Genomic DNA, 23,656 nt, shown 5'->3' with positions numbered 1-23,656 from the left:
GAAATGCGACCGATTCACTGGGAAACGTTGGGTTTTCGACCCGTCTTTCGCAGATTCAACTCAAGATTCTTTTTCAACATCGCGGCAAAGTCCGACTCACGAGTCTTGATTCTTGCTTCGGCTTCGGATACTTGCTGTTGCATGCGTTTGATCCTGGACTTCAGCGTCGCCAAATCATGCTTCATTTTGGCTAGTTCGGCTTCGGCTAGGTTCTCGGTTGCCGCGGCGAGTGCTTCGCGGTCGGATTCACTATCACGAAGTTTGAGCTTCGCGATCAGCAGGTTCAGTGACGATTGCGCTTTGATGATTTGCAATTCAAGCTGAAAGGCTTCTTCGCCGCGTTTTTCGGCGGTTTGCAAACGGCGCGCAGATCGTGCCAGGCTTCGTATCGCCATGTCATACTGCTTTGGCGCCCGCTTGCGCAATTGATCGAGGAGCGTTTTGACTTCGGGAAGATGTTTGTCGACCATGTCGAGTACGTTTTGCTCGACATCCTTTCCCGGACGCTTGCGTTCGTCGGCGGAGGGATTGGCGATTGTCCGGGGACGTTTGTTTTGATCGGCGTCGGATTGCGAGTTAGTTTGCCCGACTAACCGAAGGCCGAATTCGCTTGAGTCGGCGGCCAACGTGGCACTAGACCAAAAAGCGGCAATCAAGACGCTTGCGATGACTAGAGCCGAGGAACCATGTGCGACTTGATCAACCTTCATTGCGGTTCTCCTCCAGCAAGCTTGCTTCGATCGCAAGGACCATCCAATCGAGCGCGTCTTCGTCGCCGGTCAGTTCATGATCGTCGGCGGTTGCGGCAACCAACTCGACGGGCAAGTCAGCATTGAATTGATCGACGACCAAAGGCGGTGCCTGCCATGTTTCGATGCGTTCGGCCCACGCGGTTGCGAGCTGGAATTCATAGTCCTCGTTTTGCGGCGACGGGGCCCAGCCGATTGCGGCGGCGATCATCACCACCGCAGCGATGGCCGCGACGATGATGGCGAGTGGTTGTAGCGAGACCGATGCCGGACGCGGTGACGCGGGCAGGGTAGGGCAGGGCGTCTCGTTGGTCAGTTGATCGGCAACTTGGCAAATCAAATTGCTTTCGGCTAGTAACGCCGCTCGGAGCGTGTCATCGACGGTCAGGTCGGCTTCGAAACGGCTGGCTTCGTCATCGCCCATCTCGCCGAGCAGATAGTCCGAGCAGCGTTGTCGCTGGTCGATGCAGGACGAATCGGAGGTTTGGTTCATGGTCGGTCGATCGGTTCTGACAGGTAAAGCCGCGACGTTGGTTTCGCCCTTCGGCAATCAGTCAAGTTCGTGAAGGTCATTGAGTTCAATTCGTAATTGGTCCATCGCCCGGCGCATGCGAGTGAGGGCGGTGCCCAGTGGGATGTCGAGTTGCTCGGCGATTTCTCGGAATGGTTTCCCGTCTCGGAGTCTTAATCGGACGATCTTTCGCGTCGATTCGGGGAGTCGTTCGATCGCTTGGCGAACACGTTGCCGGACCTCGGCGGTTTCTAATGGATCGGTGTCGGCGAAATGACGCTGACCGGCTTCTGCCGGGGGGACCGATCGCAGGGCCGTCTCCAAGGCTCGGTCGGCCACGGATTTTTTTCTCCACCATAGGGCGGCTTGGTTAGCGGCCACTCGAAAGAGCCAGGCTTTTCGAGCGGGCGGGGGGACATCTGGGGGCATCCGAAGCATTGCAATCGAAACCGCTTGCAGGCAATCATCGACGTCTGCCGCTTGTGGCAACTTCGTCGACAGGAATGCTCGCAAGCCACCTCGGGAAGCCTCCAGGACCTCATTCCAGGCTTCAATTTCGTTCTTCGGCGATGCGGGACCTCCCGGCGGATTCGGCTGTGGCGGCGAGCCGTCGGCGGGGGGCGAGTTTCCACTCATGGTTTGCCGACGCTCAACAATGCATTGCGCTGGCGTGCTGCGTTATTTCCAGAATTTTCGTTTTTGCCCAATTTTTCCACTGCGTCGCCAGCGGGTGAAAAAGCTGCCGAGGTAAAGAAAATCCGTCCCCACCACTGCCATGAACTAGCGTTGGGCACGATGATAAGCAGCACGAATGACCGTTGTACGACATGCCGGAGAAACGATGGCTGACCAAATGGATGAAATCTGGGTGGGGTTCGACCTTGGGGGCACCAAGATGTTGGCAATCGCCTATGACAGCGACTGGAAGGTCCTCGGACGCCGCCGCCGCAAAACCAAAGGTCGCGAGGGCAGCGATAGCGGGATCGCTCGGATCGGTTCAACGATTGAACGGTTGATCGAGGAAAACGAACTGGGCGAAAAAAAAATTCGTGGCATCGGGATTGGATGCCCCGGTCCGATCGATCTTAAGAAAGGCCGCATCTTGACCACCCCGAACTTGGGCTGGGACGATGTCGAAGTCGGCGATTATCTGAAGAAAAAATTCAATTGCCCCGCGGTCGTGCTCAACGATGTCGATGCGGGCTTGTACGGAGAATACCAGTTCGGGGCCGCCAAAGGGTCACGCTGTGCCGTCGGGATTTTCCCTGGCACGGGTATCGGCGGGGCCTGTGTCTACGAAGGCCGCATTTTACAAGGCGATGGCATTAGTTGCATGGAGATCGGACATACCCGTATCAGCAGCAGTACTCGTAGCAGCGGTTACGAGTTGCCTGGAACGTTGGAGGCCGAAGCGAGCCGGCTTTCGATCGCCGCCGAAGCTGCCAAGGCGGCTTATCGAGGCGACGCGCCGGCACTTGCCGAGGCTGCCGGTACGGATTTGTCAGATATCCGCAGCGGCGCGTTGGCCGACGCGATCAACGGAGGTGACAAGGTGATTCGCCGCTTGATCGAAGAAGCTTGCGAATCGATCGGGATTTCGGTCGTCAATACGATTCACCTGCTTTGCCCCGACACGATTGTGCTCGGCGGCGGCTTGGTCGAAGCGATGGAAGATCTGATGGTCGGTGCGGTCGCCAAGACCGCCCGCAAGCATGTTATGAGTCCCTACCGAGATCGCTTTAAAGTCGTCCCGGCAAAACTTGGGGACGATGCGGGCGTGAAAGGCGCCGCCGCTTGGGCCCGCCAGGAATTGGAAGGTCACGCGGCGACGTAGGTCATCGTGTTTCTGTCGTCACGGCATTTTTTCGGGAAGCAGAGTCTTCCCGAAAATGGACTGTTGCCAACTAATCAGCCGACGACGCTGGCAGCGAGCCCAGTCCCGGTAGGCGTGGGCTGGTAGACGCAGGCCTGGCGCTTGCGTTTGGCTGACATCTTTCGAGCCGGTGCTTAGACGCGGTCGACGTAGCGGTTGACGACGCTTTCGAGCAGCTCTTGACGGCCGCTCACGTTGGCATCGACTTCACCTTTGTCGAGCATGTACGCTTCGAGGTCTTTGAAGTCGACGTCACCGGATTCGATCTTCGCACCGATGCCGCTGTCAAAGCTGCTGTAGCGATCTTTGATGAATCCCTCGAGCGCGTTGTCGGCGCGGATCGCCGCGGCAATCTTCAGTCCCTTCGCGTAAGCGTCCATCGATCCGATGTGAGCGTAGAACAAATCGATCGGTTCGAAGGATTCACGCCGGACCTTGGCATCAAAGTTAACACCACCGCTGCCCAGACCGCCGTGCTTGAGGATGTAGTACATCATCTGCGTGGTCAGGTAGTAATCGGTCGCAAATTGATCGGTGTCCCAGCCGAGCAAGGTGTCACCGGTGTTGGCGTCGATACTGCCGAGGGCATCTTGCGACCCGGCATAATCGATTTCGTGCATCATCGTGTGACCGGCCAACGTCGCGTGGTTGGTTTCAAGGTTCAGCTTGAAGTGATCCTTCAGGTCATAGGCACGCAAGAAATTCAAGCAGGCCGCAGCATCGCTGTCGTACTGGTGCTTGGTCGGTTCTTTCGGCTTGGGTTCGATCAAGAACTGACCTTTGAAGCCGATCTCCTTGGCGTAATCGACCGCCATGTGGAAGAACTTGGCCAAGTGGTCGAGTTCTCGTTTCATGTCGGTGTTGTAAAGGTTCTGGTAGCCTTCGCGGCCACCCCAAAACACATAGTTTTCTCCGCCCAAACGTTGCGTGACTTCCAGAGCTTTCTTGACTTGTGCGGCGGCATAGGCAAACACGTCGGCGTTGCAAGTCGTCGCGGCACCATGCATGAAGCGTGGGTTGGAGAACATGTTGGCGGTGCCCCAGAGCAGCTTGATGCCACTGCGCTGCTGTTCTTCCAACAAGACGTCCGCGACCGCGTCAAGATTCTCGTTGGACTTTGCCAGCGAATCGCCTTCGGGGGCGACGTCGCGGTCGTGGAAGGCGTAGTAGGGAGCTTGCAGTTTTTCAAACAGCTCGAACGCGACACGAGCACGCTTTTGTGCGTTCTCCACCGATTCACTGCCGTCATCCCAAGGCCGGTCGGCGGTACCGGGGCCGAATGGATCGCTGCCGGTGCCGCGGAAGGTGTGCCAGTAGACGATTGAGAATCGGAAGTGATCCTTCATCGTCTTGCCTTCGATGACCTCTTCGGGGTTGTACCATCGAAACGCGAGTGGGTTATCGCTTTGAGGGCCTTCGTACTCGATCTTAGGGATGTCTGGAAAAGCAGTCATGGCAAACAAACGGGGGAAAGGTGAAGGGGAACTTCGTTGATCAAGCCGAAGTTTCAACCGTCACGACGCCCGACGCAAGGTGGGAATGCCTTGCGAAAGACGGTATTTCGGCGGGAATCCGAGCGATTCAGACCCGTCGTAATTATTTCACCGCGTTGCTGTGATTTATTACTAATCGTCAAGCATGTTACGGCTTGCGGTCGCACTGGCTCGGCGCGACAACCATGCCGTCCCGATGCGACTGTACCGCCTCGGCGAGCTTTGACAAAACCTCCGGTCTTGCGTCGGCGATGTTGCGTTTCTCGCCGATGTCGATCAACAGGTCATAGAGCAGCGGCGGGTCATGATCGTTCACGATCCGGCTGTCTTTGGTATAGCTGTCCTGCGTTTTGAAGTGGGCTTTGTAGCGCCCCAAACGCGCCGCCATCAAACGGTCGTCACGGTAATAGAAAAAACGATCGCGCGGTGACGGTGCATCACCGGTCAAGGTTTCTCGCAAGTCGTATCCGTCCAGCGTCACGTCTTCGGGCAATGATGCACCTGCCATCGAAGCAAACGTTGGCAATAAATCCAGTGTGCTGGCTAGGCCATGGTGGACGCGTCCGGCGGGAACGGTTCCTGGCATCCAGACCAGACCGGGCACACGGTGGCCGCCTTCAAACGTTGTCCCTTTCCCGTTGCGTAGTGGGCCGGCCGATCCGCCTTGATCACCAAATGTCAGCCACGGGCCGTTGTCGCTAGTGAATACGACTAGCGTGTTCGAATCGAGTTTCGATTTGCGTAGTTGTTCCAAAATTTGACCGACGCTCCAGTCAATCTCTTCGATCACATCACCGTACAAGCCGGCGAGTGAATGATTCTCGAACGCTTCGTCTCGGAACAGAGGGACGTGCGGTAGCGAATGCGCGAGGTATAAGAAGAATGGCTCGTTTTGGTTCTGTTGAATGTATTCGACGGCCTTCTCGGTATAACGCCGCGTGATGGTATTTTGGTTGGTCGGACGCTCGATCTGCTGCACGTTTCCAGCGGTGCCGGCCAGCAACGGGACATTGAAGTCGCGATAATCGGGATCGGCAAACACGGCCCGGCCTTTCTTGCCGGGAACCTTGTCCATGTCGTTGCTATATGGGATTCCGTAGTAGCTATCGAAACCGTGTTCGGTCGGTAGGTATTGCGGCAGGTGACCGAGGTGCCATTTGCCGACCATCCCGGTGCGATACCCAGATTCGCGAAGAACTTCGGCGATCGTCCATTCGCTGTCTTGAAGGCCGCCAACCGAATCAGGGAACAAGACGCGACGTTTACCATACATCCCATTTCGGACCGGATAGCGTCCGGTTAAAAGTCCCGCGCGACTGGGCGTACAGACGTTCGCCGCAACGTAGAACTGAGTCATCCGGGTACCTTCGGATGCCATTCGGTCGAGGTGTGGGGTTGCGATCGTGGGATGCCCATAGCATGCCAGGTCACCCCAGCCGAGATCGTCACAAAAGATGACAACAAAGTTCGGTCGATCGGCGGCAAGCAGTGCTGACGAACAAAGTGATGATGACAACATCACTGACAGAGAAAACAGAAACAGGAACGCACGCAACATCGGCTTGATCATGGGGCAGGAGGGAAGCTGAAAACGGAGCCGGCGGTGTTGGCTGCCGGCCGATTGCCATTGAGAACGTCTCCGAAAGTTGTCTGCCTAGCGCGCTCGCGTTAATGGCGATCCGGACGCGCTTACGTCGGGCTGTTGTATACGCCCGAGACGTAACGGACACCGCGTACAATTCCCGGGGAAGGGCAGGGGGCTTGCCGCGGTGATTCAAATTTGCCGCGGGAAATCACTTGCCGGGACCAATGACCGGAGATCAGTCTAGCAAGCTCAACCTCACCGTGCGTTCATTTCGCAGGCTAATTGCGACTGCGATTCTCATCCGCAGCTGACGTTGCGAACGCGCGCTTGCCCAACGCACGTTTGTATTCTTCGATTGCTAGGCGACGTTGTTCGCCATAGGCACGTTTTTCATCGTCGCTCATTTGGTCCCATTGCTCGGGCGACGGCTTGCGGAGTCGGGCGGCGATCTTCGCTTTTTGTTCCGGCGTCCAAGATTCAATTGTCATTGCGGACGATTTCTCAGCACCGGCAACTGCCAGGCTCTCACCGATGCCCATGTCGGACGGACGTATCAAGGCAGCGGATTGATCGGTTCCCGCAGGTTCCGTGTCGTCGGTGGCCGCGGGATCGGAGGGTTGTCCGATCAGTTGCTCCTCATCGGGACGCGCGATCAACGACCATTTGTGCAGCATGCCAAAGCGCTCGCTGCGTGAGCAGCGGATGGTGAGCTGCCAAACTCCGGTGATCGGTTTACCGTTAAACGAACTCAAGCCCGGCCCGCGTTTGACCACGCCTTCGGGCAGGAATGTTCCGTTAAAGGGCGGCCGTGCTTTGTTAATCGGCACCGAAGCTTGGTCGTCAAAGACCGTGTCTTCGAAGTGGTCGTCGCGGCCACCGACAGCCGTGAACAGTTCGATCCGAGTCCCGTCGGGCCCGGTTAGATACCCGTCCAGGTTATCAACCGATGTGTGTGTGATCGCAAGTTTCAAATTTAGATCCGCGACGATGAACGTTTCGTCAATTTCGATTTCTGACACGATCGTCTTACGCGGCGGTAGCACCTCCGCTTCTTGGCTTTCGAAAACTCCGCCCGTCATCGATTTCGAAGAAAGAATCTCCATCGGCGAAAGCAACCCATCGCTGTTCGCATCGAGCTGAACGAATTCGTCGACGCGAGCGTCGGTCGGCTCGGCCGCAAACTCGGTCAGGTCGACTTGGCCGTCACGGTTGATGTCCAATTCGTAGAACCATCCCGGCAGGCCATCGACCAAGTCACCGGTTTGGTCTTGAAGGTCTTCCATGTAGGCAAAAAGCTCTTCGCGGGAAAGCTCCCCATCGGAATTCGCATCGATGGCACCGAAGGGAATTCCCAAATCGATCGTTTCGTTCATTTCCAACCGCCCGTTTTGGTTTTCATCGAACCGGCCCAGGATCGATGCCGTCAACCAATACCGGTTGCCGCCTCGGCGATACCAATCACGGCGTTCACGTTCTTCGGAGTTGCCACGGTCTCCGCTGATTGATGGCTGGATACCATTGCCGACGCGTCGAGCGCGCTGAATCAATTGGTCGGCATCGTCGCTCACATTCCGCCGCCGCGCATATCGCTGGGCGAGCTCCATTCGGCTTAACCGGTCGTCCTTGTTGAAGTCCATCGTAAACGGATCGAGCCGCGACCAGCGGCCACGGGCGGCTTCACGGCGATCCAAATAGCCATCGCGATTGCGGTCGTAGCGTCGGATTTGATCTTCGGCTTCGTCTAGATCGTCGGGGGTATACGGATACTTGACGGTGGGTAACCCGAACTCGGGCACCATGATCTCATCATCGCCGAGCCCGAACTCTTTTAAGGTGGTCTTTTCACGACTCGGACGAACGCTGTCTCGATCGGAGCCGTTCTTCATCGCGTAATAAATCCGCGCGGCTTCTTGCCATTTGTCAATTCGGTTGGTGCGTTCGAGAGACATCCGTCGAGCTTCGGCGACGCGTTCTAGATAGGGGCGCGATAGCGAGGTGATTTCATCGGGCGAAATCATTCCGTCCTGGTTACGGTCCATCCGCTCAAGCGATTCACGCAACCCAGCTTGACCGAAGGCCGCACTGGCGGAAAGAACGCAGCAGGCAAACGGCAGCACCAAAGCGGCGAGTGTAAATCGCAATTTTGTAAATCGCAATTTGTTGTGACTTAGCATCCGAACGGCCTCGGGGTTAACGGTCGCGTGAACGGGAGGACGATACCCGGGAAGAGGAGCCGCGAGACGGCGACCGTGATGACGAGCCACCTTCGAACAGCTCTTGCAGGATCGCGCTCATCACCTCGTCGTTGCTCGACGAAAAGACTTCGACGGTTTGCTCGCCGCGCTGGTCGATCGTCTTGGCGAGTTCCTGGACTTCGGAGAACAGATGATCCGGGGCGGTGACAATCAGTGAGTTACTGGGCTCATGGACGGCCAATGTCATCTTGGGTTCTAGGTCGATCGCTTGCTTAGATGCCGATTTAGGTTGCTTTTTGCTGTCTGCTTTTCGATCGCGATCTTGCCCGTTGTCGTCATTCGATCTGGCCGGCTGGGGGCGGTTGCCACCGTCACCCGCGGCGGTCGCCGGTGAGACCGCTTCGACGACCCGTCCGGCAAACGCTTGGCGGATCGCCGTTTCGACTTCGCTCGCTCGCGTGTTGACCAGTTCAATGATATGCGATCGTCCAAAGGTTTCGATCTCGGTGATGCTCGATTCTTTTTCGATGATCCGCAGGTATTTTTCGACGTTTGCGATGTCTTCGGCGGTCCCTTGAGCGATCAAGCGATTGAGTCTTGAATCGGCGACGATGGTCGCCGTGCCCGCGATCAATGTGATGGTGCCATCACGATTGGTGATCAAGCTGCCCAGTGACGATCCCGGGGAAGAAACGGTCGCGTTGATCAGCGAATCCGAACTAACTGCGGCACTGCCGTCAAGCAATTCGGCAAGCATTCGAATCGCGTCGACCGGTCGGGTGAACTTGAGATAGTAAACGATCGGTTCGTTTGTCGCCGGATCGCTTGGACCGGCCAAAGTTTCTAGATGGGTTTCAAACTGATTGAGCACCGAAAGGTCATCGCATTGGATCAGCAAGCCACGGCTGGTCAATTGGCACTCGATGGCAGTCTTGGTGATATCGGTTTTCGGACTATCCAAGATCTTGGTGCGACTTCCGGCAGAAACGTAATTCTCCGGTGTCTTGCTTTCCATGATGTCCAGCAACTCATTCGTCGGTCCACCACTGGGGGCATCATAGACGACTCGTTCGGCAGGCTTGGACGCCTGGTCGGATTCGATCAACAAAATCGGATTGGGGAGTCGCCAGAATCGGGCCGCTGCGGCGAGCGTTTGACGTGCATGATTCCCCGTCAGTGACAGCAAGCGGATGCGCGCGTCGCCATCGGTGCCGCTTTGGGACTTCTGATCAAGCCCTTCGACGATCCGTTTGATCTCTTCGATCTGAGCCGGTTTTCCTCGTACAAACAAGCGTCGATTTTCTGGATCCGCGTCGATCTTTGGTGGGGCCTCCGAGTCGTCGTCATCGTCGTCATATAACGTTGACAGATCTAACATTTCTTCGATCAAGCCGATCGCGACATAAGGATCAACTTTGCTCAGCGTGATGACTTCGAACGTGGCAGCATCGGCCGCCAGTTGGCTCACGGCGTCGGCAATGTCCTTTTGGGTTTTTGGCGGGGCCAGTGCGACGATCGTTCCGGCGGTTTCGTTTTTCGACAGTCGGATGTCTTGTCCGGCAAGCAGTGTTTGTAGAACGTCATAAGCCAAATCGACGTTGCCGCCAACGACTTCGTGCGCCTGAAGTGTGGCATCGGACGTGTCCGCCGTCAGTGAATCATCAGGGACATCAACCGATTGAACCAAACGCTCGATCAGTTTGACTTTGTCTTCGACGCCGGTGACAAAAATGTTCTTGCCCAGAATGTCGGAAGACAAGCTGACATCGATACCGATCATCTCGCCGGTTGCCAAACCTAGGTGTGGACGTGCGACGGTCAGCACGTCTTCGGCATTGACGTGATCAAGCTGAAAGCTGGCAACGATCGTCCCGTTGTCCAGTGTCGATGGTTCAAAAGAATCGAGCACCATTTTAACGCTCTGTAACTTCGACACCGTGCCGGTGACCAACAGTTGATTGGTCTTGCTGAACACAGAGGGCTGCATCATTAGCTTGATCGCCGATAATTCTTCGACGGCGTCTTCTGCGGCGAGTTCGCCGAGTGGAAACAAGCATTTGACGACGTCATGTTTGGGACGGGTCTTCAAATCATCGGGGCGTACCAATTCGGCGAGCGAGTCGAGTTGCTGAAGACTTCGCGGGTCGCTTAGGTTGATCACCGACAACAAATTCCCACTGCGGACGAGCGTATGGCCTTGGGGAAGCAAGAACAGGTTGATGCGGTCGATCGCATCTTGGTGACTAAACGGTTGTGGGTCAGTGTAGGTAAAGCTACCCGCGGGCACTGAATCGACGTGCAGCGCTAATCCCGCTTCTTCGGCAATCCACGTGATGACTTCACGCCATGCGACGCCGTTAAACGAGAAACGCACGATCGCTGGCCGGTCACCCGCCGGGACGGCGTCGGCGGCGGCACTTGTCTGGGCGCGGGCAGTTTGGATCGGCTGGACGCAGGCGGCGATCACTCCGATCACGACGACGAATGCGGTGTGGAGGCTGGTTCGTTGCATGGACTTGCGGAGGGAGTGGGAGCATCGATGACTCTGGCAAGTCACCAACTGAGGGCGAGGGATTGCCACCGGTTAACCGGCGGCGAGCAGTTTCGTTCACCCCGCTGCAACGAAGGTGTTATCGATCACGGATCGATCAAGCGAAACTGAACAATCGATTGGGGTAGGGTGGGGACGGCGACGACGGGCCGTAGGTGGGTACGCTGCAGTATAGTCGCTCAGCAAGAACGTGGCGAGCGAGATGCAAAGTTGAACCGCGATCCGTTTTCGACCGAGGCCAGATCACCGAATTCGATTGCTGGCATTGGAGCTATGGGCAAATGAGAATTGCGAAGGCACGCCAGAATTGCGCCCCGATGACGAAAAAATTCATCTGGGCGGGGCTGGATCTCAATAAAGCATTTCAGGACTTTTTTCCGCTTTTGGTGAACTTCAAAAGCAGCCAGTCGCCTAGGCGGGGGCTCGCGTTACCGACGGCAATCAAAATTCTCATGTACCTCGGCAGTACAAAATCGGGGACACGTTTGGTCGCGCAGCGAAATACGGCGTCGGCGACAAGCTGCGGATCGAGACCTTTGAAATTGGTGCCACCACCGGGAGCCGCAGCGGATTCCGGGAGTGCGCCGCCGGCGCGATCGGCGTAGCGGCTGCCCGCATCGTCTCTGCGAATCGGACCGGGACTGATCAAGCCAACATGGACGCCATGCTCGCGAAGTTCCAATCGCATTTGCTGGGTCAATCCGGTCAACGCATGCTTGGCGGCGTTGTAGCCACCGAGAAAACGGGCGCCGACTTTGCCAGCCAAAGATCCGATGTTAACCACACTGCCACCGGATTGGATCAGTAGTGGCATCATCGTTTGGGTACAGACCAGGGTGCCGATCACGTTGGTTTCCATCAGCTCACGGACTCGGTCAGGCTCCAGTTCCATTGTCAGCCCGCGGTCACTGGCACCGACGCAGTTGACCAGCACATCCAGCCGCCGCCAACGCTGTTCGATCTCGGTTCGCATGCGCGAACAGTCATCGCGGTCAGTGACATCGCCGACGCAGGGAAGCACTGAATCATCTGATGAAGCAATCGATTCACACGCCTGTTGAATCCGTTGAAGGTCGCGTCCGGCAATCGCAACATGAAAACCTCGCGCGGCAAAGGTCTGGGCAGTGACCAAGCCGAGTCCGGCCGACCCCCCGGTGATCAAGGCGACCGGTTTCGAAGAGGCGTCATGCGGTCGCGACATCAATGGTCCATTCCGGTGGAGGGCAGAGCAGGGCAGAGCAGAGCAGGGTAGAGCAGGGCAGGGGAGTTTACGTTGATCACGTCGCGTCAGACAGGTCGCATTAGGCAGACCGAAGACTGAGCAGAACAACGCTGGAACCGAATTTTGCGATCCGGGAAACGCGAAGCAGCAACTCGTGGAGATCATGCTGCAACAACGTCGACCACCATGACGGAAAGCGAGGATTGTAAAACGTTAACAAAGAAACTCAAAACGACCATACTGATTAAAACCTTGTTAAAACCGCTGAATGCCAACTGATGAGCCGAACGTCGGTCGCTTGGCTCGTCGTTCGGCTCGCTCGTCCTGTAATTAATCGGGAATGGGCCCGACGCGAGTACGTTCGGCTTGCGAAGGTCTGATTCGATGATAGAGGGTTCGCAATCATTGTTCTCGGGAAGTCTGTTCTCAGGAAGTCACTGTTCGTTCTCAGAAGGTTTGTTGGTGATAGGACATGAATTTGTGTGATCAAGTTCTCGTCGACGTCGATCTATCGCGATGAACGAGGCACCATCGGAAAGACGACGATTGCGAAAAGTCATTCTCGTTGTAAAACTTGCGGCGAAAACTTGTCTATTCGATCTGGAACTCTGAATGATGCCTCGGCCCGCAATCCACCAATCCTGTACGAAGATCGTCGCGACGGTCGGCCCCGCTTGCGACACGCCGGAGCAACTCGCAGAACTAATCAAGGCCGGCGTCGATGTCTTTCGGATCAACACGGCTCATGGAAAAATCGCCGATCATGAGAAAAAGCTCAAAGCGATTCGCGCTGCTTCGGAACAAGTCGGAAGTCCTGCCGGCGTGCTCTTGGACTTGGCCGGACCAAAGATTCGACTCGGAGAATTAAAGTCGGAACCCTTGCAGCTTGATATTGGTGCTGAGTTAACCTTTATCCGCGAAGGCGAACCGGCAAATGACTTTGAAGTCACGGCGACGTATCCCAAGTTGATCGACGAGTTGCAGCCGGGTAACACGGTAATGTTGGCCGATGGGATGGTCGCATTGGTGGTCGAGTCGGTCAGTACTGATCGGGCAACGTGCCGAGTGACGGCATCGGGGGAGGTCCGTAGTCGCCAGGGAATCAACTTGCCAGGTGTCAAGCTTTCGGTTTCATCGATGCAGCGGAATGACATCGCCAACGCGATGTGGGCTGCCGAAAACGGGATCGATTTCATCAGCTTGTCGTTCGTTCGAAGCGACGAAGATGTTTATTCGTTGAAGAATGTGTTGAAAGCTCATGATTGTGATGCGTTCGTGATCGCCAAAATCGAGAAACCTGAAGCACTCGAGCACTTGGAGGAAATCGTCGATGCGGCCGACGGAATCATGGTCGCTCGCGGTGACTTGGGGGTCGAAATCGATGTCGCAGAAACCCCGATGGCACAAAAGCGGATCATTCAAGTCTGCAAAGAAAAAGTTAAACCAGTCATCGTCGCGACGCAGATGCTTGAATCGATGCACCATAACTCAACGCCAACGCGGGCGGAGGCGAGCGACGTTGCCAATGCAATCTTAGATGGCGCCGACGCATGTATGCTCAGTGGTGAAACCGCCGTCGGTGATCACCCGATCAAGGCCGTCGAGGTGATGAGTCGCATTATGCGAGTTACCGAGCGAAATTTGGTTCATGAAATCAACCACTCCGTCAGTCACTGCGTTCACCCGATCACGACGGCGGTGACCAATGCGGCGATCAGTATCGCCGAAGCGATCGATGCGTCGATGATCATCATTGCGACGCGATCGGGTGGGACCGCATGGGTGAAAAGCAAATCGCGAAGCTCGATCCCAACGCTGGGGGTCAGTGACTGTCCGGCGACGCTACGACGCATCCAGTTGTTCTGGGGGATCCGCCCCGTTGGCATCGAAAAGATGGCCAGCCCCGCCGAAATCCGTGCCAAGATCAGTCAATGGGGTAAGGAAAACGGGCAGCTTAAAAAAGGTGACCGTATCGTCTTTGTGACCGGTAGCGGCGTCGTCGAAAAAGCTCACAACGCCGTTGTCGTCCACTCGGTTGAGTAATCACAACGGAGTCGATCGTTTCAACCGTGGCTAACGCCAATCGGCTTATCGTGAAACCACGACGAAACATCACGCCAACCGCGGTGTCATTCGTTTGCTGCGTTCGATCGTTTCACGCAGCAACATTACTCGTCCTCTTGCAACAACTCATGATCGGAACGGTGTCCCATCAGTTGGAAAATCTTTGGGTCAATGCGATTGGATAGAAAGACCACGGCCCCGTCGGCGAGTGCAAAATTGGCTCCGCCGGGATGATAGCTCTCGAATCCGCCGACTTCGTTGACCGATAGTTCTCGGTCAAGAAACGTTTGCATCCCAACGTCGGAAAATTGGTCGGTATTGCGTAATGTCGCTCGGGTGCCGCTGACCCATCCGAAGGCATCTTTGTCGCCAAGTGTTTCTCCGGCCATGATCGTACTGGTCGTTCCATCGGTGATCTCTGAAAACCGAGTCGAACTGTTCAAGTAAAACACGCCATGGTTGTCATCCGCGATCGGAGCCTCGATATCGTGATAGCATCCGGCGTACGTGCTCGTTGCGACTCGCGGCGAAAGATCTCTTCCGAAGACATGCGGATTGGAGGGACAGGTATAAGGTGGCACGTCATAGGATCGAACTTCGGCGTTGGCCGGGTCATAAACGCTTTTGTCAAAATCAAGCTTTTGGAAAGCAACCTGTTGCTCAATGTAAGGCAGGATGCGTGTCATCCAGCCGATGTGTTTGCCCCCGTTGATTTCGTTGCGGATCGGGCCATCATCGGTGACGCCATCAGGGAAATGGTCCATCGCAAATTCATAGTGATGAATCGACAAGGCGATTTGGGCGAGGTTGTTTGAGCAGGACATGCGTCGCGCCGCTTCACGTGCCGCTTGTACGGCGGGCAAGAGCAAGCCGATCAGGATACCGATGATCGCAATGACCACCAGCAACTCGACAAGAGTAAATGCTTTACGATTCATCTTCTAATCTCAGTTGAAATTGGTACGACTGTTGAGTTTGTTGAGGAAGACTTCCCAGGCGGGCTTGGACCGTGACCTCCAGTGATTCATCGACCTTGATCTCGGCGGTCGCGGCGATCGCTCGTCCCTGAAACATAAGTTCGGTTCGCCAGGTTTCCGTTTTGTATTGTTCATCCGCTCGGCGACGGGTGACCGCACGTAAGATGGCGGCGTCCAAGAATCGTTCGGTCTGTTCCATCTGGTGGCGAAGCTTGGTTTCTTGTCGAGATCGGTTTGCCGAATGCAACAGTGTCATGCAAAGCGAAACGACGATCGCCATGCAGGCCAACACACACAAAGTGATCGTTCCCGATCGACGTTTGTTGCGATGGGCTGCCGACCGTGGCGAATCTTGTCGCGCGTAATGGGGGCGGTGGATCATGATCCGATCTCCGCGCGTTGGTACCGAAGTCGCAGTCCGGTGATCGCTTGAATCGTTCGCCAGACCGGAGTTTCAATCCTAGTCGATGAATCCGTTCGGTCTTGTTGCCTGTCTGTACCATTTGTCGGGCTTGTCACACGCCCAGCAGTCGACGTTTGGACCGCGGCGACAGGGATCGACTCAGGGTGGGGCAGTCTTGTTTTTCGGTGCCCCAATGGCGTCGCGGTTGATAGCCGTAGGCGAAATTCACCGGTCGATTCGTCGTAAGTTAAATCGGGGTCACGCGGGACTCGCCATTCATAGTCGTTTCTTCTGGAGATCGTTCCGCTTTGCCATTGTTTCATCACGATGCGATTCGAATCGACGTCGTATGTGACTTTGTTGTCGTCGCCCAATTGCAACGTTACACGCGTTGACGAAGCATCGGTGTCAGGTACCAGTGTCACTTCACGTGCGAGATGGAGATGGCTTCGTAGTTCGGTCGAAAGCAAATAGCAGATCTGATCATCATGAGTCCGTTGCTGGCCGACTTTGGACCAGGAGAACGCCTGGCGAATCATCCCCGTCGAAAGCATCATCACGGTGCTGGATATTGAAAGCGAGAGTACGATTTCACGCAGGGTGAACCCAAGGCGATGAGGTCTTCTTGTGATCATGACGTAGCCTCCGATTCGGAGTTCAAATCGCCAGCAGGCGTGATTGCTTCGTTCGTTTCGTCCGTCGAAGTGTCTACCGCAGAGCGGTCGATCGCAGTCGCCTCGATCGCAGTCGCATTGATCCAGCCGATCAGTTGGATGGGGGGAGGATCGCCAGGGCGTTCCCAGTTGAACGCAAGTACCAAACGCTGTTCGCGGTTGCCTGAAACGAGGTCCGCCGAAAGCGTGCCGCCCGGGAACTGCGCTGCAATGGCATCATTGACGGCGAGTTGTTCGATGGCTTCGGATCGTTCGTCCGGAGGAAGGCTGATCAATCGGTCGAGTTGAATCGCAAGTTCGTCCGTTGCCAGTTGGTACCGCTGGGTGTCTTTCCATAATCGCATCGACCGCACGACCATTGGGGTGACAATGCCGATCATGACGACGGTCAAGCTGATCGAAACAACAACTTCCAACAAGGTAAAGCCGCGACGGTCTGAACCGCGGTGGCTTGATCGGTGTACTGGCAATCGGAGTGAAGTTCGCATCTTAGAGGCTGTGGATCAATTGGGTCAGCGTCTGGAAAATCGCAATCACGCACCACGCTATCGGAATCGCGACGATCAAAACCGGCAGGTACTGGGCGACACGGATCACGCGATCTCGTCGGAACCTTGTACGTGTTTCGAGTTGCGATGCGAGCTGAAGCAACGCCCATGATCGAATTTGATGGTCATCAATCCGAGCTAAGCTGAGGGCGTGGTCCGTTCCAATCATGCCGATGCCGGCGAGAGAATTGAAACACTCGGAATCGGAGTTTGAACGGCTACGAACCTCCAATAACTTTCGGCGAAGTGACCGATTGGGGTGGTGCAACGCCGCGGATGTGATCGTGTCGGCCAGCGGTAGGCCGTGCTCGGTGGGAAACGCAAAGAGTCGCAACAAACCGGCGCATTCTTGCTCACGCCGACCCGGCAACCATCGAAATGGGATTCGGTCCGCGAGATTGCGCCGAACGTCTTCGAACATTAGCGATAGCACCATCACCATGCTGATCGCGACAAAAACTGGCCATAGCCAACCAAGTTCTCGCGACGCTTGAACGAGCAGCAGCATCGCAGGTGGGAGTTCTAATGCAAACTCTTCAAAGATCTGAATGATGGTCGGCAGGATGAACAGGGTCAAAAAAGTGATCGTCAATAGCGAGATCAATAGCAACGCAATTGTGTAACCGATCGCCTGATTGATTCGCGACTGAGAACGGACCAGTCCGGAAGCATCGTCTTGTTCGAGAATAAATCGGACTACAGATTCATCGGAAGCGACTTCAGATCCGCAGCGAATCAAGAGCGAGTCGTTCTCACTCAAAACGCCTGGCGTATGGGTCAACGCCGCGCCGAGCGAGCTGTTCGCTTTTAACCAGACTGCCAAACGTTCCAATTTACGCCCATATCGATCGCGATATTCGGACGCTAAATTCAATGTCACCACCGAGGTCGGGATCGATCGACTCGACGCGACCAAGAGCAATCGCAGCAACGATCGACGCTTGCTCTCGGTCGGCGGCCCGATGATCCCGTCGGGAAGGAGTCGACGAATCGATCGCATCATGATGACAACACAGTGACGAGCGAGATCATTGGAAGGAACAACGCGAACACAACGAAGGCGACCATCATGGCGATGCCGATGAGTGTTAAAATACTGATCACGATCGATAGTAGGCTGGATTGGGAAACGGACAGTTCTTGATAGTTGTTGGACAAACTTCGTAAAAGCGTCGTGTCAGAAGTCGCAGTGTCGGTACCGGCTGCCATTCCGATCGCCAATTGAAAGTTGGCCGGTAAGCCACTCTTTGTTTGGTCTTGCCATCGATCTATGTTGCTTTCCATCGCATTGTTTCGAGATCGTTCGATGTGTTTGGCGGTATCGACCAATAAAGAAAACAAATGATGTTGTTGGGTGCATGCGCTAGCGATTCGCAGTGCCGTAGAAATTGGAATTCCTTCGTCGACTAGTTCGGCCAATTGGACCGCAAGTCGAGCGAGTTCACTACGGGCGAGTCCTTTGCCGCGATCGCCGAAACGGAACCAATTTCTGGCGAAGATGCCATGCGTGATCGCCATCGTGCTTAGCCAGCACAATGCGACGACAAGGACCACGAACAGCAGTGCGACGAGCGGGTGCGAGGTAACGATTGATGAAAATCCAAGCACGATTTTTGTGGGACTTGGAACTCGTAACTCGAATTCGCGAAACATCTCGTCGAACGGTGGCACGACGAAATAGCTGATCGCAATCGCGAGTAACATCGCCATCGTTGCCACCACGATCGGGTAGGCCAGCGTTTGCAGTCGCCGTCGATTCGCCGCCGACTGATAGGCCGATTGTTCTAAGATGATTGTCGTCGCGTCCGCCGATGCTCGATCGGATCGAAGCGTGAGTAGCCAAAACAAATCCGGAAACTGTGCGACCAATGTTTGTGGGCTAAAGTTTTCTTTGCCCATTCGGATCAATCGATTCAGGTGTCCGCGAACGGCTGGATCCGGGATTGCGTCGGCGACGGATTGCAGGTTTCGGTTCCAGTGTTGGTCGGATTGCCGGACGGTTTCGATCCGATCGTAGAGAACTTGCCGGTTGTCAGAATCCTTAATTGCACTCATCGCCCCGGCCTCCCTACTGAGACCCCGTTGCCGCCTGGCTGGAATGTCTCGATCGAGAATTCACTGACGGAATACAACGCATCAACCCACGGGAGAAACAACAGCAGCGAAAGCAAAACGACGATCGAACTCGCGATCATTAAACCGACCATCGCCGGAATACGCACCATGGTGAAATCACGTGTGTACTGGGCAAGGAATCCATACAGACGCGCGATCCGAATCAAACTGTCGCGTTTCGAAGTGATTGATTGTTCGTCATCGGCACGGATCACTTGCCGGATGATCGGATCGCAGTCTGACGGTGAGGTTAGTAGCTTCGTCGCCAAGTCTTCGGCGACACCCGAGTCAACGAGTGCGAGCACCCGCCGTGCGTTCGCTTGACGTTCCAGAAGGTGCCCATGCTGATGGGCACCGGGGATTCGCGTAGCGATCTTGGGTGCTAACTTGCGCCATCCTAGCCATGTGAGTAGTAAGGCGATCGGAAATGTGGTCACCCAGATCGGCATCGTTTGCGAAAGTACGATCAGAAGCGAAGTGACTGCCGACGGATCGGTTTGTTGTTGTAGATGCTGAGCGGCGATGGTCGGTGTGGTCACGACGCTGATGACGATCAGGGTGACAAAGGCCAAGACCAAGATGATCGCCGGTTCGACGGCGATCGTTCGCAGTGGCATCGTTGCCAACGCGGAAGACCGGGGGCGGATCGCCAGCGATTCTAGTACTGTGACCGGGCGTTCTGTCACGATCATTGCTTCGGCGACCGCTCGGAAATGGCTGGGAAGATCGAGTTGCTCAAGCAGAGACGCGGTCGTCATCTCGCGACCCGATAACCTCATTAGGCGATCGTTGATCGTTCGAAGTGACTCGATCGGATCGGCACCAAGCTGAAGATCAAGGTTGATACCCAACTTGAGCACCTCGATCGCATGGCGATTTAGCGCGATCAATCGGTCAGCCGGAAACTCGGGCATCGTCGTGGGAAGGGTGCTGGCGTGTGTGTGCTTCGGTACAGAAAAACGGAGTGATCAAGCAACCGATCGGCGTCCGCCCCGGTTATCAAAGCGAAAAGGTGGCTAACGCCATACGGCCAATTCTTGGACCGATCCGTGGAAAACACTCTCCGACAAAATCGCGCTCGTCGTCGTGGAGGTACAGCAGGTAGATGCGCTAAAGCTAGAGTTTTATTTACCGACCTTGAATTTTTCTCGGACACATTGACGCCACTGATCAGCATCTACGACGCCGTGCCTACGACTCGGCGTCTTCATTTAACTCGATCGTGTCCATGACTTGATAGGTCGGGCCTTGCTTGTCCAGAAAGCTGGCCATCAGGTTCAGTTCGTCGACCACCATATCGCCCAAGTGGGTGTCGCGAAATGATTCTGCCGCCTCGGTCAATTCGGCGCTGACGCGTCCGCCTTTGCTGCGAGCTCGGCCAAGTGTCAGGTGGGGGCGGTAGTCCCTCGGTTCAGGTTTGAAGCCCAGGTCCGCGAGTTCAAGTTCCATGTCGGCGACCATTTGGACCAAACGTCCACTGGGATCTTCGATACCGGCATAAAGAACGCGTGGTTTTTCCAGGTTGGGGAATCCGCCGGTGCCATGAAAATGCAATTCGAAAGGGGCGATTTGTTGCGTGACCCGCCGGATCGCGTTACAGACGTCGGGGATTTCTACGTTGTCGACTTCGCCAAGAAACTTCAGCGTTAAATGCAGATTGTCGATCGGGACCCACTTGATGCCACTATCGACGGGTTTCAAAGCTCGGATAATCTTTGACGCGGCAGACGTGATGCCGGGGGTGATGGGGATCGAAATGAAGCTTCGAATCGTTTGCATAATGAATCTTTTTGTTTTAGTAGACCGCTGTTTCAATCTCGCGGTGGTCAGTCTTCCAAGGGCGAAACGTATCCGATGATCTCTTTCACGCCGCCGCCGTTCCATCCGAGTCGTCTTTATCGAGGCGGAACGCTGCAAACGATCGCCTCGCTGCGGCGACCATCTGTTCAAGCACCTCAATCGATCAAGCACACCGTTGAGCTTCCCGATGGAGACTGCATTGTGTTGCATCAGTCGGGGCGTGACGATGGGAGGGCGCTACTGATCTTTCATGGATTAAGTGGTTGTCATCAGTCGCCCTACATGATCCGTCTGACGCGGCGGTTTCATCAAGCGGGCTGGACGGTGTATCGAGTTGACGGTCGTGGATGTGGCGCCGCTCGCGATTTGGCCCACGGAATCAGCCACGCAGGTCGTAGCGAAGATGTTCGTGCCGCCTTCGATTTTGTCGCCAGTCGCCAAAGTATCGCCGGGCGAAGTCTGACAGGTCAGGCGATGACGAATCAGAGTGCGTCGTGCCAGACGGTTGATCCTGCCGCACCGCAAATGGACGCCATCGCAGTTTCCTTGGGCGGAAACCAGATGCTGCGGATGCTCGGCCGAATCGGCAAAGGCCTCGACCCGACGCCGAATTGGATTGACCGCATCGGCCGGGTCGCGGCGGTTTGTCCGCCGATCGATTTGGCGCGTTGTTGTCAAAATATGCAGCGACGGTCGCGGCGTTTTTACAATCGCTACTTCATTCGGACGCTGCTAAAACGGTTGCCCGAGCGGGTTCGCAGTCGTAGCGAGTTTCAGCAAGCGATTCGAGTACGAATGCCCCGGACGCTCTACGAATTGGACGATCGATTGACCGCCCCGCTCAGCGGATTTGCCGGTGCGGACGACTATTACCGGCAGTGTGGCGCGGTCGGTGTGCTCGACGGTATTCGCTGGCCGACGTTGGTGCTGGCGGCGGCGGACGATCCGATTGTGCCGCACGAATGCTTCATCGCCGATCGCTTCTTCGGCTCGACGTGGCCAGAATCGGCTCGCCTGATCGTCACACCCACGGGGGGGCATGCGGGGTTCATCGATCGATCCGGCCGGTGTTGGATGGACGAATGCCTGTTCGACTGGATCGCCTCGCCGCAAGCGAGCAATTGTGAAATTGACTCACCGACTTTATGAATTCACTTTGAATCTTGAAGACGGATTGGTGTAAGCTGTTACTTGTACAGTGCTGGGGGCCGCGACTGAAATGATTTGAGGGCGGTGTGATGAGCGGTGAATATCATGGCTGGGATCAAGAAGACGATCACTGGCGTTTCGCGGATGTCATCGGTCGTCCGAAAAACGAGTTTGTGTTTGTGATCGAGGACTTTGGGGCCCAAACGACCGCCCGTCAGGCACTTTCGGCGATCATGTCGGCGATGGCACAGTTCCAAGAACGGGTGCAAGTCATCCAGACGGATTGTAATACTCGTTTAATCATGAAATTGCGCGAAGCATCATTGTTGCGAGTTGCCGAAATTACCGATGGCGAGACGAAGCAATGGGGGATCTTGGGGGCAACCGCCAAACCTCCGCCACCGAAGAAACGCTTCAAATGGAAATTTTGGGCGTCGTAGCTGACGACGGTGCAATCGGATGATCGTTGCTTCGCAGCGCACGTGACTGTTCCGTCGAAACCTTTGCGACCTCCGAGGCCAAACGGTGGCTGCCATTTCCAAACGATCCACTTGGCTGCTGCCGCTTTTCGGTGCGAGCGTGATCGCCGCACTCACGTTTGCGGCGACGGCTTGGGACGCCGCCCGCAATCGCGAACGAACCGATCAGGCAATCGGCCAGATCACAAAAGGCCAGATCACCCGCGAAGACCAAGCTCGCATCGACGAGTCGGCGCGTCGCTTGGCGCGGGCAAAGTTTTACGAGCAACAAGTCGAACCGCTGCTCGGAAACATCGGTCAGCAAAACCAAGCCGCCGCCCAGCGATGCCTCGATCGCATCAAGTCCGCCCTCGATGATTACCACCAAGGCGTCGACGGTTTTGTCAACGACATGACCAGCATCCGCACCCGGTTGGGCATCATCAAACGCATGCCCGCCGGCTGGTGGAAGAACGATGATCGTGTTCAAGCCTATGTGCAGGAGAAATTCCAGGAGCATTTGTTTTCTGCCGATCAGTTGATCGACGATGTCACGGATCCGTTGCTGCAGTTCCGCGCCGACATCGTCGCAAACCAGAATCAACTGCTGACCCAGGTCCAAGCTTCGCTCAGTACCGCCGACGTCCCCGAAACCCAATTCGAAATCGGTGACCAATTCTTCGATGACCTCTCCGGGCCGCTCAGTCAGTACGCTTCCAGCCAAGGCACGACCAGCGTCGAACTGATGATCGGGGCCTTTGTCGTCGGCGAAGTCGGCGCGTTCGCCGCCCAATCGGTGATGGCCGGGTTGTTGGCTCGCTTCGCACCTTCGATCGCGATCGGGTCGGCCGCCGGTGCCAGTGCAACCGTCGGGGCGACTGCGACCGGTGCCGGCGGCGGTTCGTTGGGCGGGCCGGTGGGAACGGCGGTCGGTTTCGGTGTCGGCTTGGCTGTCGGGTTGATCATCGATTGGTGGATGACCGATCAGTTTGAAGCCAAACTATCGAAGCAGATGCATGCTTACCTGAACGAACTAGAACACACGCTGATGATCGGAAACGTCTCGCCGGAGCTGCCGTCCATTCCCGGTGAAGCGACTCCTTCGGTTCGTATTGAAACGCAAGCGGACGGCCGACAAGGCTTGGTCAGCGTCTTGCCAAAAATCTGCGATCAATTGAACCTCGCGTATCGTGATCGATTCTTTGAAGCCATCGTTTTGACCAACCCAATCACAGAAGACTGATTCCATGTCGGATTCGCATTTCTTCAAGTTGTCATCATGCCGTTGC

Annotated in this window: 21 protein-coding genes; 5 read left to right on the top strand and 16 right to left on the bottom strand. The window is 55.8% G+C overall.

Annotated elements, in window-relative coordinates:
* Positions 1–14: 14 nt before the first annotated feature.
* The 3 genes from FYC48_RS17760 to FYC48_RS17750 are packed head-to-tail and all read right to left on the bottom strand — an operon-like array spanning position 15 to position 1,896.
* On the bottom strand, positions 15–710 hold the full coding sequence (locus tag FYC48_RS17760) for a hypothetical protein (RefSeq protein ID WP_149498061.1): 696 nt from the start codon (positions 708–710) through the stop codon (positions 15–17).
* Complete coding sequence (locus FYC48_RS17755; RefSeq protein ID WP_149498060.1) at positions 700–1,242, bottom strand: hypothetical protein; 543 nt, start codon at positions 1,240–1,242, stop codon at positions 700–702. Before FYC48_RS17755 ends, FYC48_RS17760 begins: the two co-directional genes overlap by 11 nt.
* Before the next feature lie 57 nt (positions 1,243–1,299).
* On the bottom strand, positions 1,300–1,896 hold the full coding sequence (locus FYC48_RS17750) for an RNA polymerase sigma factor (protein ID WP_149498059.1): 597 nt from the start codon (positions 1,894–1,896) through the stop codon (positions 1,300–1,302).
* Between the two features lie 217 nt (positions 1,897–2,113).
* On the opposite strand from FYC48_RS17750, the gene FYC48_RS17745 reads away from it, so the two are divergent.
* The gene (locus tag FYC48_RS17745) at positions 2,114–3,094 is read left to right on the top strand and encodes an ROK family protein (RefSeq protein WP_149498220.1); all 981 of its coding nucleotides are present in this window, start codon (positions 2,114–2,116) and stop codon (positions 3,092–3,094) included.
* A gap of 173 nt (positions 3,095–3,267) precedes the next feature.
* Here FYC48_RS17745 and xylA read toward each other — a convergent pair whose 3' ends face one another.
* The 5 genes from xylA to FYC48_RS17720 form a co-directional block, all read right to left on the bottom strand.
* Entirely contained in the window at positions 3,268–4,587 is a 1,320-nt protein-coding gene (gene xylA / locus FYC48_RS17740) for a xylose isomerase (RefSeq protein ID WP_149498058.1), read from the bottom strand.
* A 187-nt stretch (positions 4,588–4,774) separates the two neighbouring features.
* Entirely contained in the window at positions 4,775–6,196 is a 1,422-nt protein-coding gene (locus tag FYC48_RS17735) for a sulfatase family protein (RefSeq protein ID WP_200836637.1), read from the bottom strand.
* Positions 6,197–6,489: 293 nt separating this feature from the next.
* A complete protein-coding gene (locus tag FYC48_RS17730; RefSeq protein WP_149498056.1) occupies positions 6,490–8,385 on the bottom strand; it encodes a proprotein convertase P-domain-containing protein in 1,896 nt (631 codons plus the stop codon).
* Positions 8,386–8,401: 16 nt separating this feature from the next.
* Complete coding sequence (locus FYC48_RS17725) at positions 8,402–10,918, bottom strand: secretin N-terminal domain-containing protein (RefSeq protein WP_149498055.1); 2,517 nt, start codon at positions 10,916–10,918, stop codon at positions 8,402–8,404.
* Between the two features lie 403 nt (positions 10,919–11,321).
* Entirely contained in the window at positions 11,322–12,158 is an 837-nt protein-coding gene (locus FYC48_RS17720; protein WP_160149597.1) for an SDR family NAD(P)-dependent oxidoreductase, read from the bottom strand.
* Positions 12,159–12,791: 633 nt separating this feature from the next.
* Between FYC48_RS17720 and pyk the strand changes: the two genes are divergently transcribed.
* Positions 12,792–14,222 (top strand): pyruvate kinase, encoded by a 1,431-nt coding sequence (gene pyk, locus FYC48_RS17715; RefSeq protein ID WP_235034308.1) that lies wholly within the window; start codon positions 12,792–12,794, stop codon positions 14,220–14,222.
* Between the two features lie 125 nt (positions 14,223–14,347).
* Here pyk and FYC48_RS17710 read toward each other — a convergent pair whose 3' ends face one another.
* The 8 genes from FYC48_RS17710 to thpR form a co-directional block, all read right to left on the bottom strand.
* Complete coding sequence (locus FYC48_RS17710; RefSeq protein WP_149498053.1) at positions 14,348–15,181, bottom strand: DUF1559 domain-containing protein; 834 nt, start codon at positions 15,179–15,181, stop codon at positions 14,348–14,350.
* A complete protein-coding gene (locus tag FYC48_RS17705) occupies positions 15,171–15,602 on the bottom strand; it encodes a hypothetical protein (RefSeq protein ID WP_149498052.1) in 432 nt (143 codons plus the stop codon). The genes FYC48_RS17710 and FYC48_RS17705 overlap by 11 nt, the downstream gene beginning before the upstream one ends.
* Positions 15,599–16,258 carry a hypothetical protein gene (locus tag FYC48_RS17700; RefSeq protein ID WP_149498051.1) on the bottom strand — a complete coding sequence of 220 codons (660 nt, stop codon included), beginning with the start codon at positions 16,256–16,258 and terminating at the stop codon, positions 15,599–15,601. Before FYC48_RS17700 ends, FYC48_RS17705 begins: the two co-directional genes overlap by 4 nt.
* Positions 16,255–16,785 (bottom strand): pilus assembly FimT family protein, encoded by a 531-nt coding sequence (locus FYC48_RS17695; protein WP_149498050.1) that lies wholly within the window; start codon positions 16,783–16,785, stop codon positions 16,255–16,257. Before FYC48_RS17695 ends, FYC48_RS17700 begins: the two co-directional genes overlap by 4 nt.
* 1 nt (position 16,786) lies before the next feature.
* A complete protein-coding gene (locus FYC48_RS17690; RefSeq protein WP_149498049.1) occupies positions 16,787–17,848 on the bottom strand; it encodes a type II secretion system F family protein in 1,062 nt (353 codons plus the stop codon).
* Positions 17,845–18,900 (bottom strand): type II secretion system F family protein, encoded by a 1,056-nt coding sequence (locus tag FYC48_RS17685; protein WP_149498048.1) that lies wholly within the window; start codon positions 18,898–18,900, stop codon positions 17,845–17,847. Before FYC48_RS17685 ends, FYC48_RS17690 begins: the two co-directional genes overlap by 4 nt.
* Positions 18,897–19,874, bottom strand: a complete 978-nt coding sequence (locus FYC48_RS17680; RefSeq protein ID WP_149498047.1) for a hypothetical protein — start codon at positions 19,872–19,874, stop codon at positions 18,897–18,899. The genes FYC48_RS17685 and FYC48_RS17680 overlap by 4 nt, the downstream gene beginning before the upstream one ends.
* Positions 19,875–20,151: 277 nt before the next feature.
* On the bottom strand, positions 20,152–20,739 hold the full coding sequence (thpR, locus tag FYC48_RS17675) for an RNA 2',3'-cyclic phosphodiesterase (RefSeq protein ID WP_149498046.1): 588 nt from the start codon (positions 20,737–20,739) through the stop codon (positions 20,152–20,154).
* 75 nt (positions 20,740–20,814) lie between these two features.
* Between thpR and FYC48_RS17670 the strand changes: the two genes are divergently transcribed.
* The 3 genes from FYC48_RS17670 to FYC48_RS17660 all read left to right on the top strand — a co-directional run bounded on the left by FYC48_RS17670 (position 20,815) and on the right by FYC48_RS17660 (position 23,610).
* A complete protein-coding gene (locus tag FYC48_RS17670; protein ID WP_149498045.1) occupies positions 20,815–21,909 on the top strand; it encodes a YheT family hydrolase in 1,095 nt (364 codons plus the stop codon).
* 89 nt (positions 21,910–21,998) lie between these two features.
* Complete coding sequence (locus tag FYC48_RS17665; protein WP_149498044.1) at positions 21,999–22,349, top strand: hypothetical protein; 351 nt, start codon at positions 21,999–22,001, stop codon at positions 22,347–22,349.
* 85 nt (positions 22,350–22,434) lie between these two features.
* Positions 22,435–23,610 carry a hypothetical protein gene (locus FYC48_RS17660; protein ID WP_149498043.1) on the top strand — a complete coding sequence of 392 codons (1,176 nt, stop codon included), beginning with the start codon at positions 22,435–22,437 and terminating at the stop codon, positions 23,608–23,610.
* Positions 23,611–23,656: the final 46 nt, after the last annotated feature.

It is taken from the genome of Roseiconus lacunae (assembly GCF_008312935.1).
GTDB classification, from domain to species: domain Bacteria; phylum Planctomycetota; class Planctomycetia; order Pirellulales; family Pirellulaceae; genus Stieleria; species Stieleria lacunae.
Note: the sequence above shows the minus strand (reverse complement) of the source record. Positions and strands in the feature narration are given on the sequence as shown.

Excerpts from the sequence above, each read along its gene's own strand:
- FYC48_RS17745 (WP_149498220.1), top strand. The coding sequence starts at position 2,114 with ATGGATGAAATCTGGGTGGGGTTCGACCTTGGGGGCACCAAGATGTTG.
- FYC48_RS17670 (WP_149498045.1), top strand. The coding sequence starts at position 20,815 with ATGATCTCTTTCACGCCGCCGCCGTTCCATCCGAGTCGTCTTTATCGA.
- FYC48_RS17710 (WP_149498053.1), bottom strand. The coding sequence starts at position 15,181 with ATGAATCGTAAAGCATTTACTCTTGTCGAGTTGCTGGTGGTCATTGCG.
- FYC48_RS17725 (WP_149498055.1), bottom strand. The coding sequence starts at position 10,918 with ATGCAACGAACCAGCCTCCACACCGCATTCGTCGTCGTGATCGGAGTG.
- FYC48_RS17750 (WP_149498059.1), bottom strand. The coding sequence starts at position 1,896 with ATGAGTGGAAACTCGCCCCCCGCCGACGGCTCGCCGCCACAGCCGAAT.
- FYC48_RS17760 (WP_149498061.1), bottom strand. The coding sequence starts at position 710 with ATGAAGGTTGATCAAGTCGCACATGGTTCCTCGGCTCTAGTCATCGCA.
- FYC48_RS17730 (WP_149498056.1), bottom strand. The coding sequence starts at position 8,385 with ATGCTAAGTCACAACAAATTGCGATTTACAAAATTGCGATTTACACTC.
- FYC48_RS17735 (WP_200836637.1), bottom strand. The coding sequence starts at position 6,196 with ATGATCAAGCCGATGTTGCGTGCGTTCCTGTTTCTGTTTTCTCTGTCA.
- FYC48_RS17680 (WP_149498047.1), bottom strand. The coding sequence starts at position 19,874 with ATGCCCGAGTTTCCGGCTGACCGATTGATCGCGCTAAATCGCCATGCG.
- xylA (WP_149498058.1), bottom strand. The coding sequence starts at position 4,587 with ATGACTGCTTTTCCAGACATCCCTAAGATCGAGTACGAAGGCCCTCAA.
- pyk (WP_235034308.1), top strand. The coding sequence starts at position 12,792 with ATGATGCCTCGGCCCGCAATCCACCAATCCTGTACGAAGATCGTCGCG.
- FYC48_RS17665 (WP_149498044.1), top strand. The coding sequence starts at position 21,999 with ATGAGCGGTGAATATCATGGCTGGGATCAAGAAGACGATCACTGGCGT.
- FYC48_RS17685 (WP_149498048.1), bottom strand. The coding sequence starts at position 18,900 with ATGAGTGCAATTAAGGATTCTGACAACCGGCAAGTTCTCTACGATCGG.
- FYC48_RS17700 (WP_149498051.1), bottom strand. The coding sequence starts at position 16,258 with ATGATCACAAGAAGACCTCATCGCCTTGGGTTCACCCTGCGTGAAATC.
- FYC48_RS17695 (WP_149498050.1), bottom strand. The coding sequence starts at position 16,785 with ATGCGAACTTCACTCCGATTGCCAGTACACCGATCAAGCCACCGCGGT.
- FYC48_RS17720 (WP_160149597.1), bottom strand. The coding sequence starts at position 12,158 with ATGTCGCGACCGCATGACGCCTCTTCGAAACCGGTCGCCTTGATCACC.
- FYC48_RS17755 (WP_149498060.1), bottom strand. The coding sequence starts at position 1,242 with ATGAACCAAACCTCCGATTCGTCCTGCATCGACCAGCGACAACGCTGC.
- FYC48_RS17690 (WP_149498049.1), bottom strand. The coding sequence starts at position 17,848 with ATGATGCGATCGATTCGTCGACTCCTTCCCGACGGGATCATCGGGCCG.
- thpR (WP_149498046.1), bottom strand. The coding sequence starts at position 20,739 with ATGCAAACGATTCGAAGCTTCATTTCGATCCCCATCACCCCCGGCATC.
- FYC48_RS17705 (WP_149498052.1), bottom strand. The coding sequence starts at position 15,602 with ATGATCCACCGCCCCCATTACGCGCGACAAGATTCGCCACGGTCGGCA.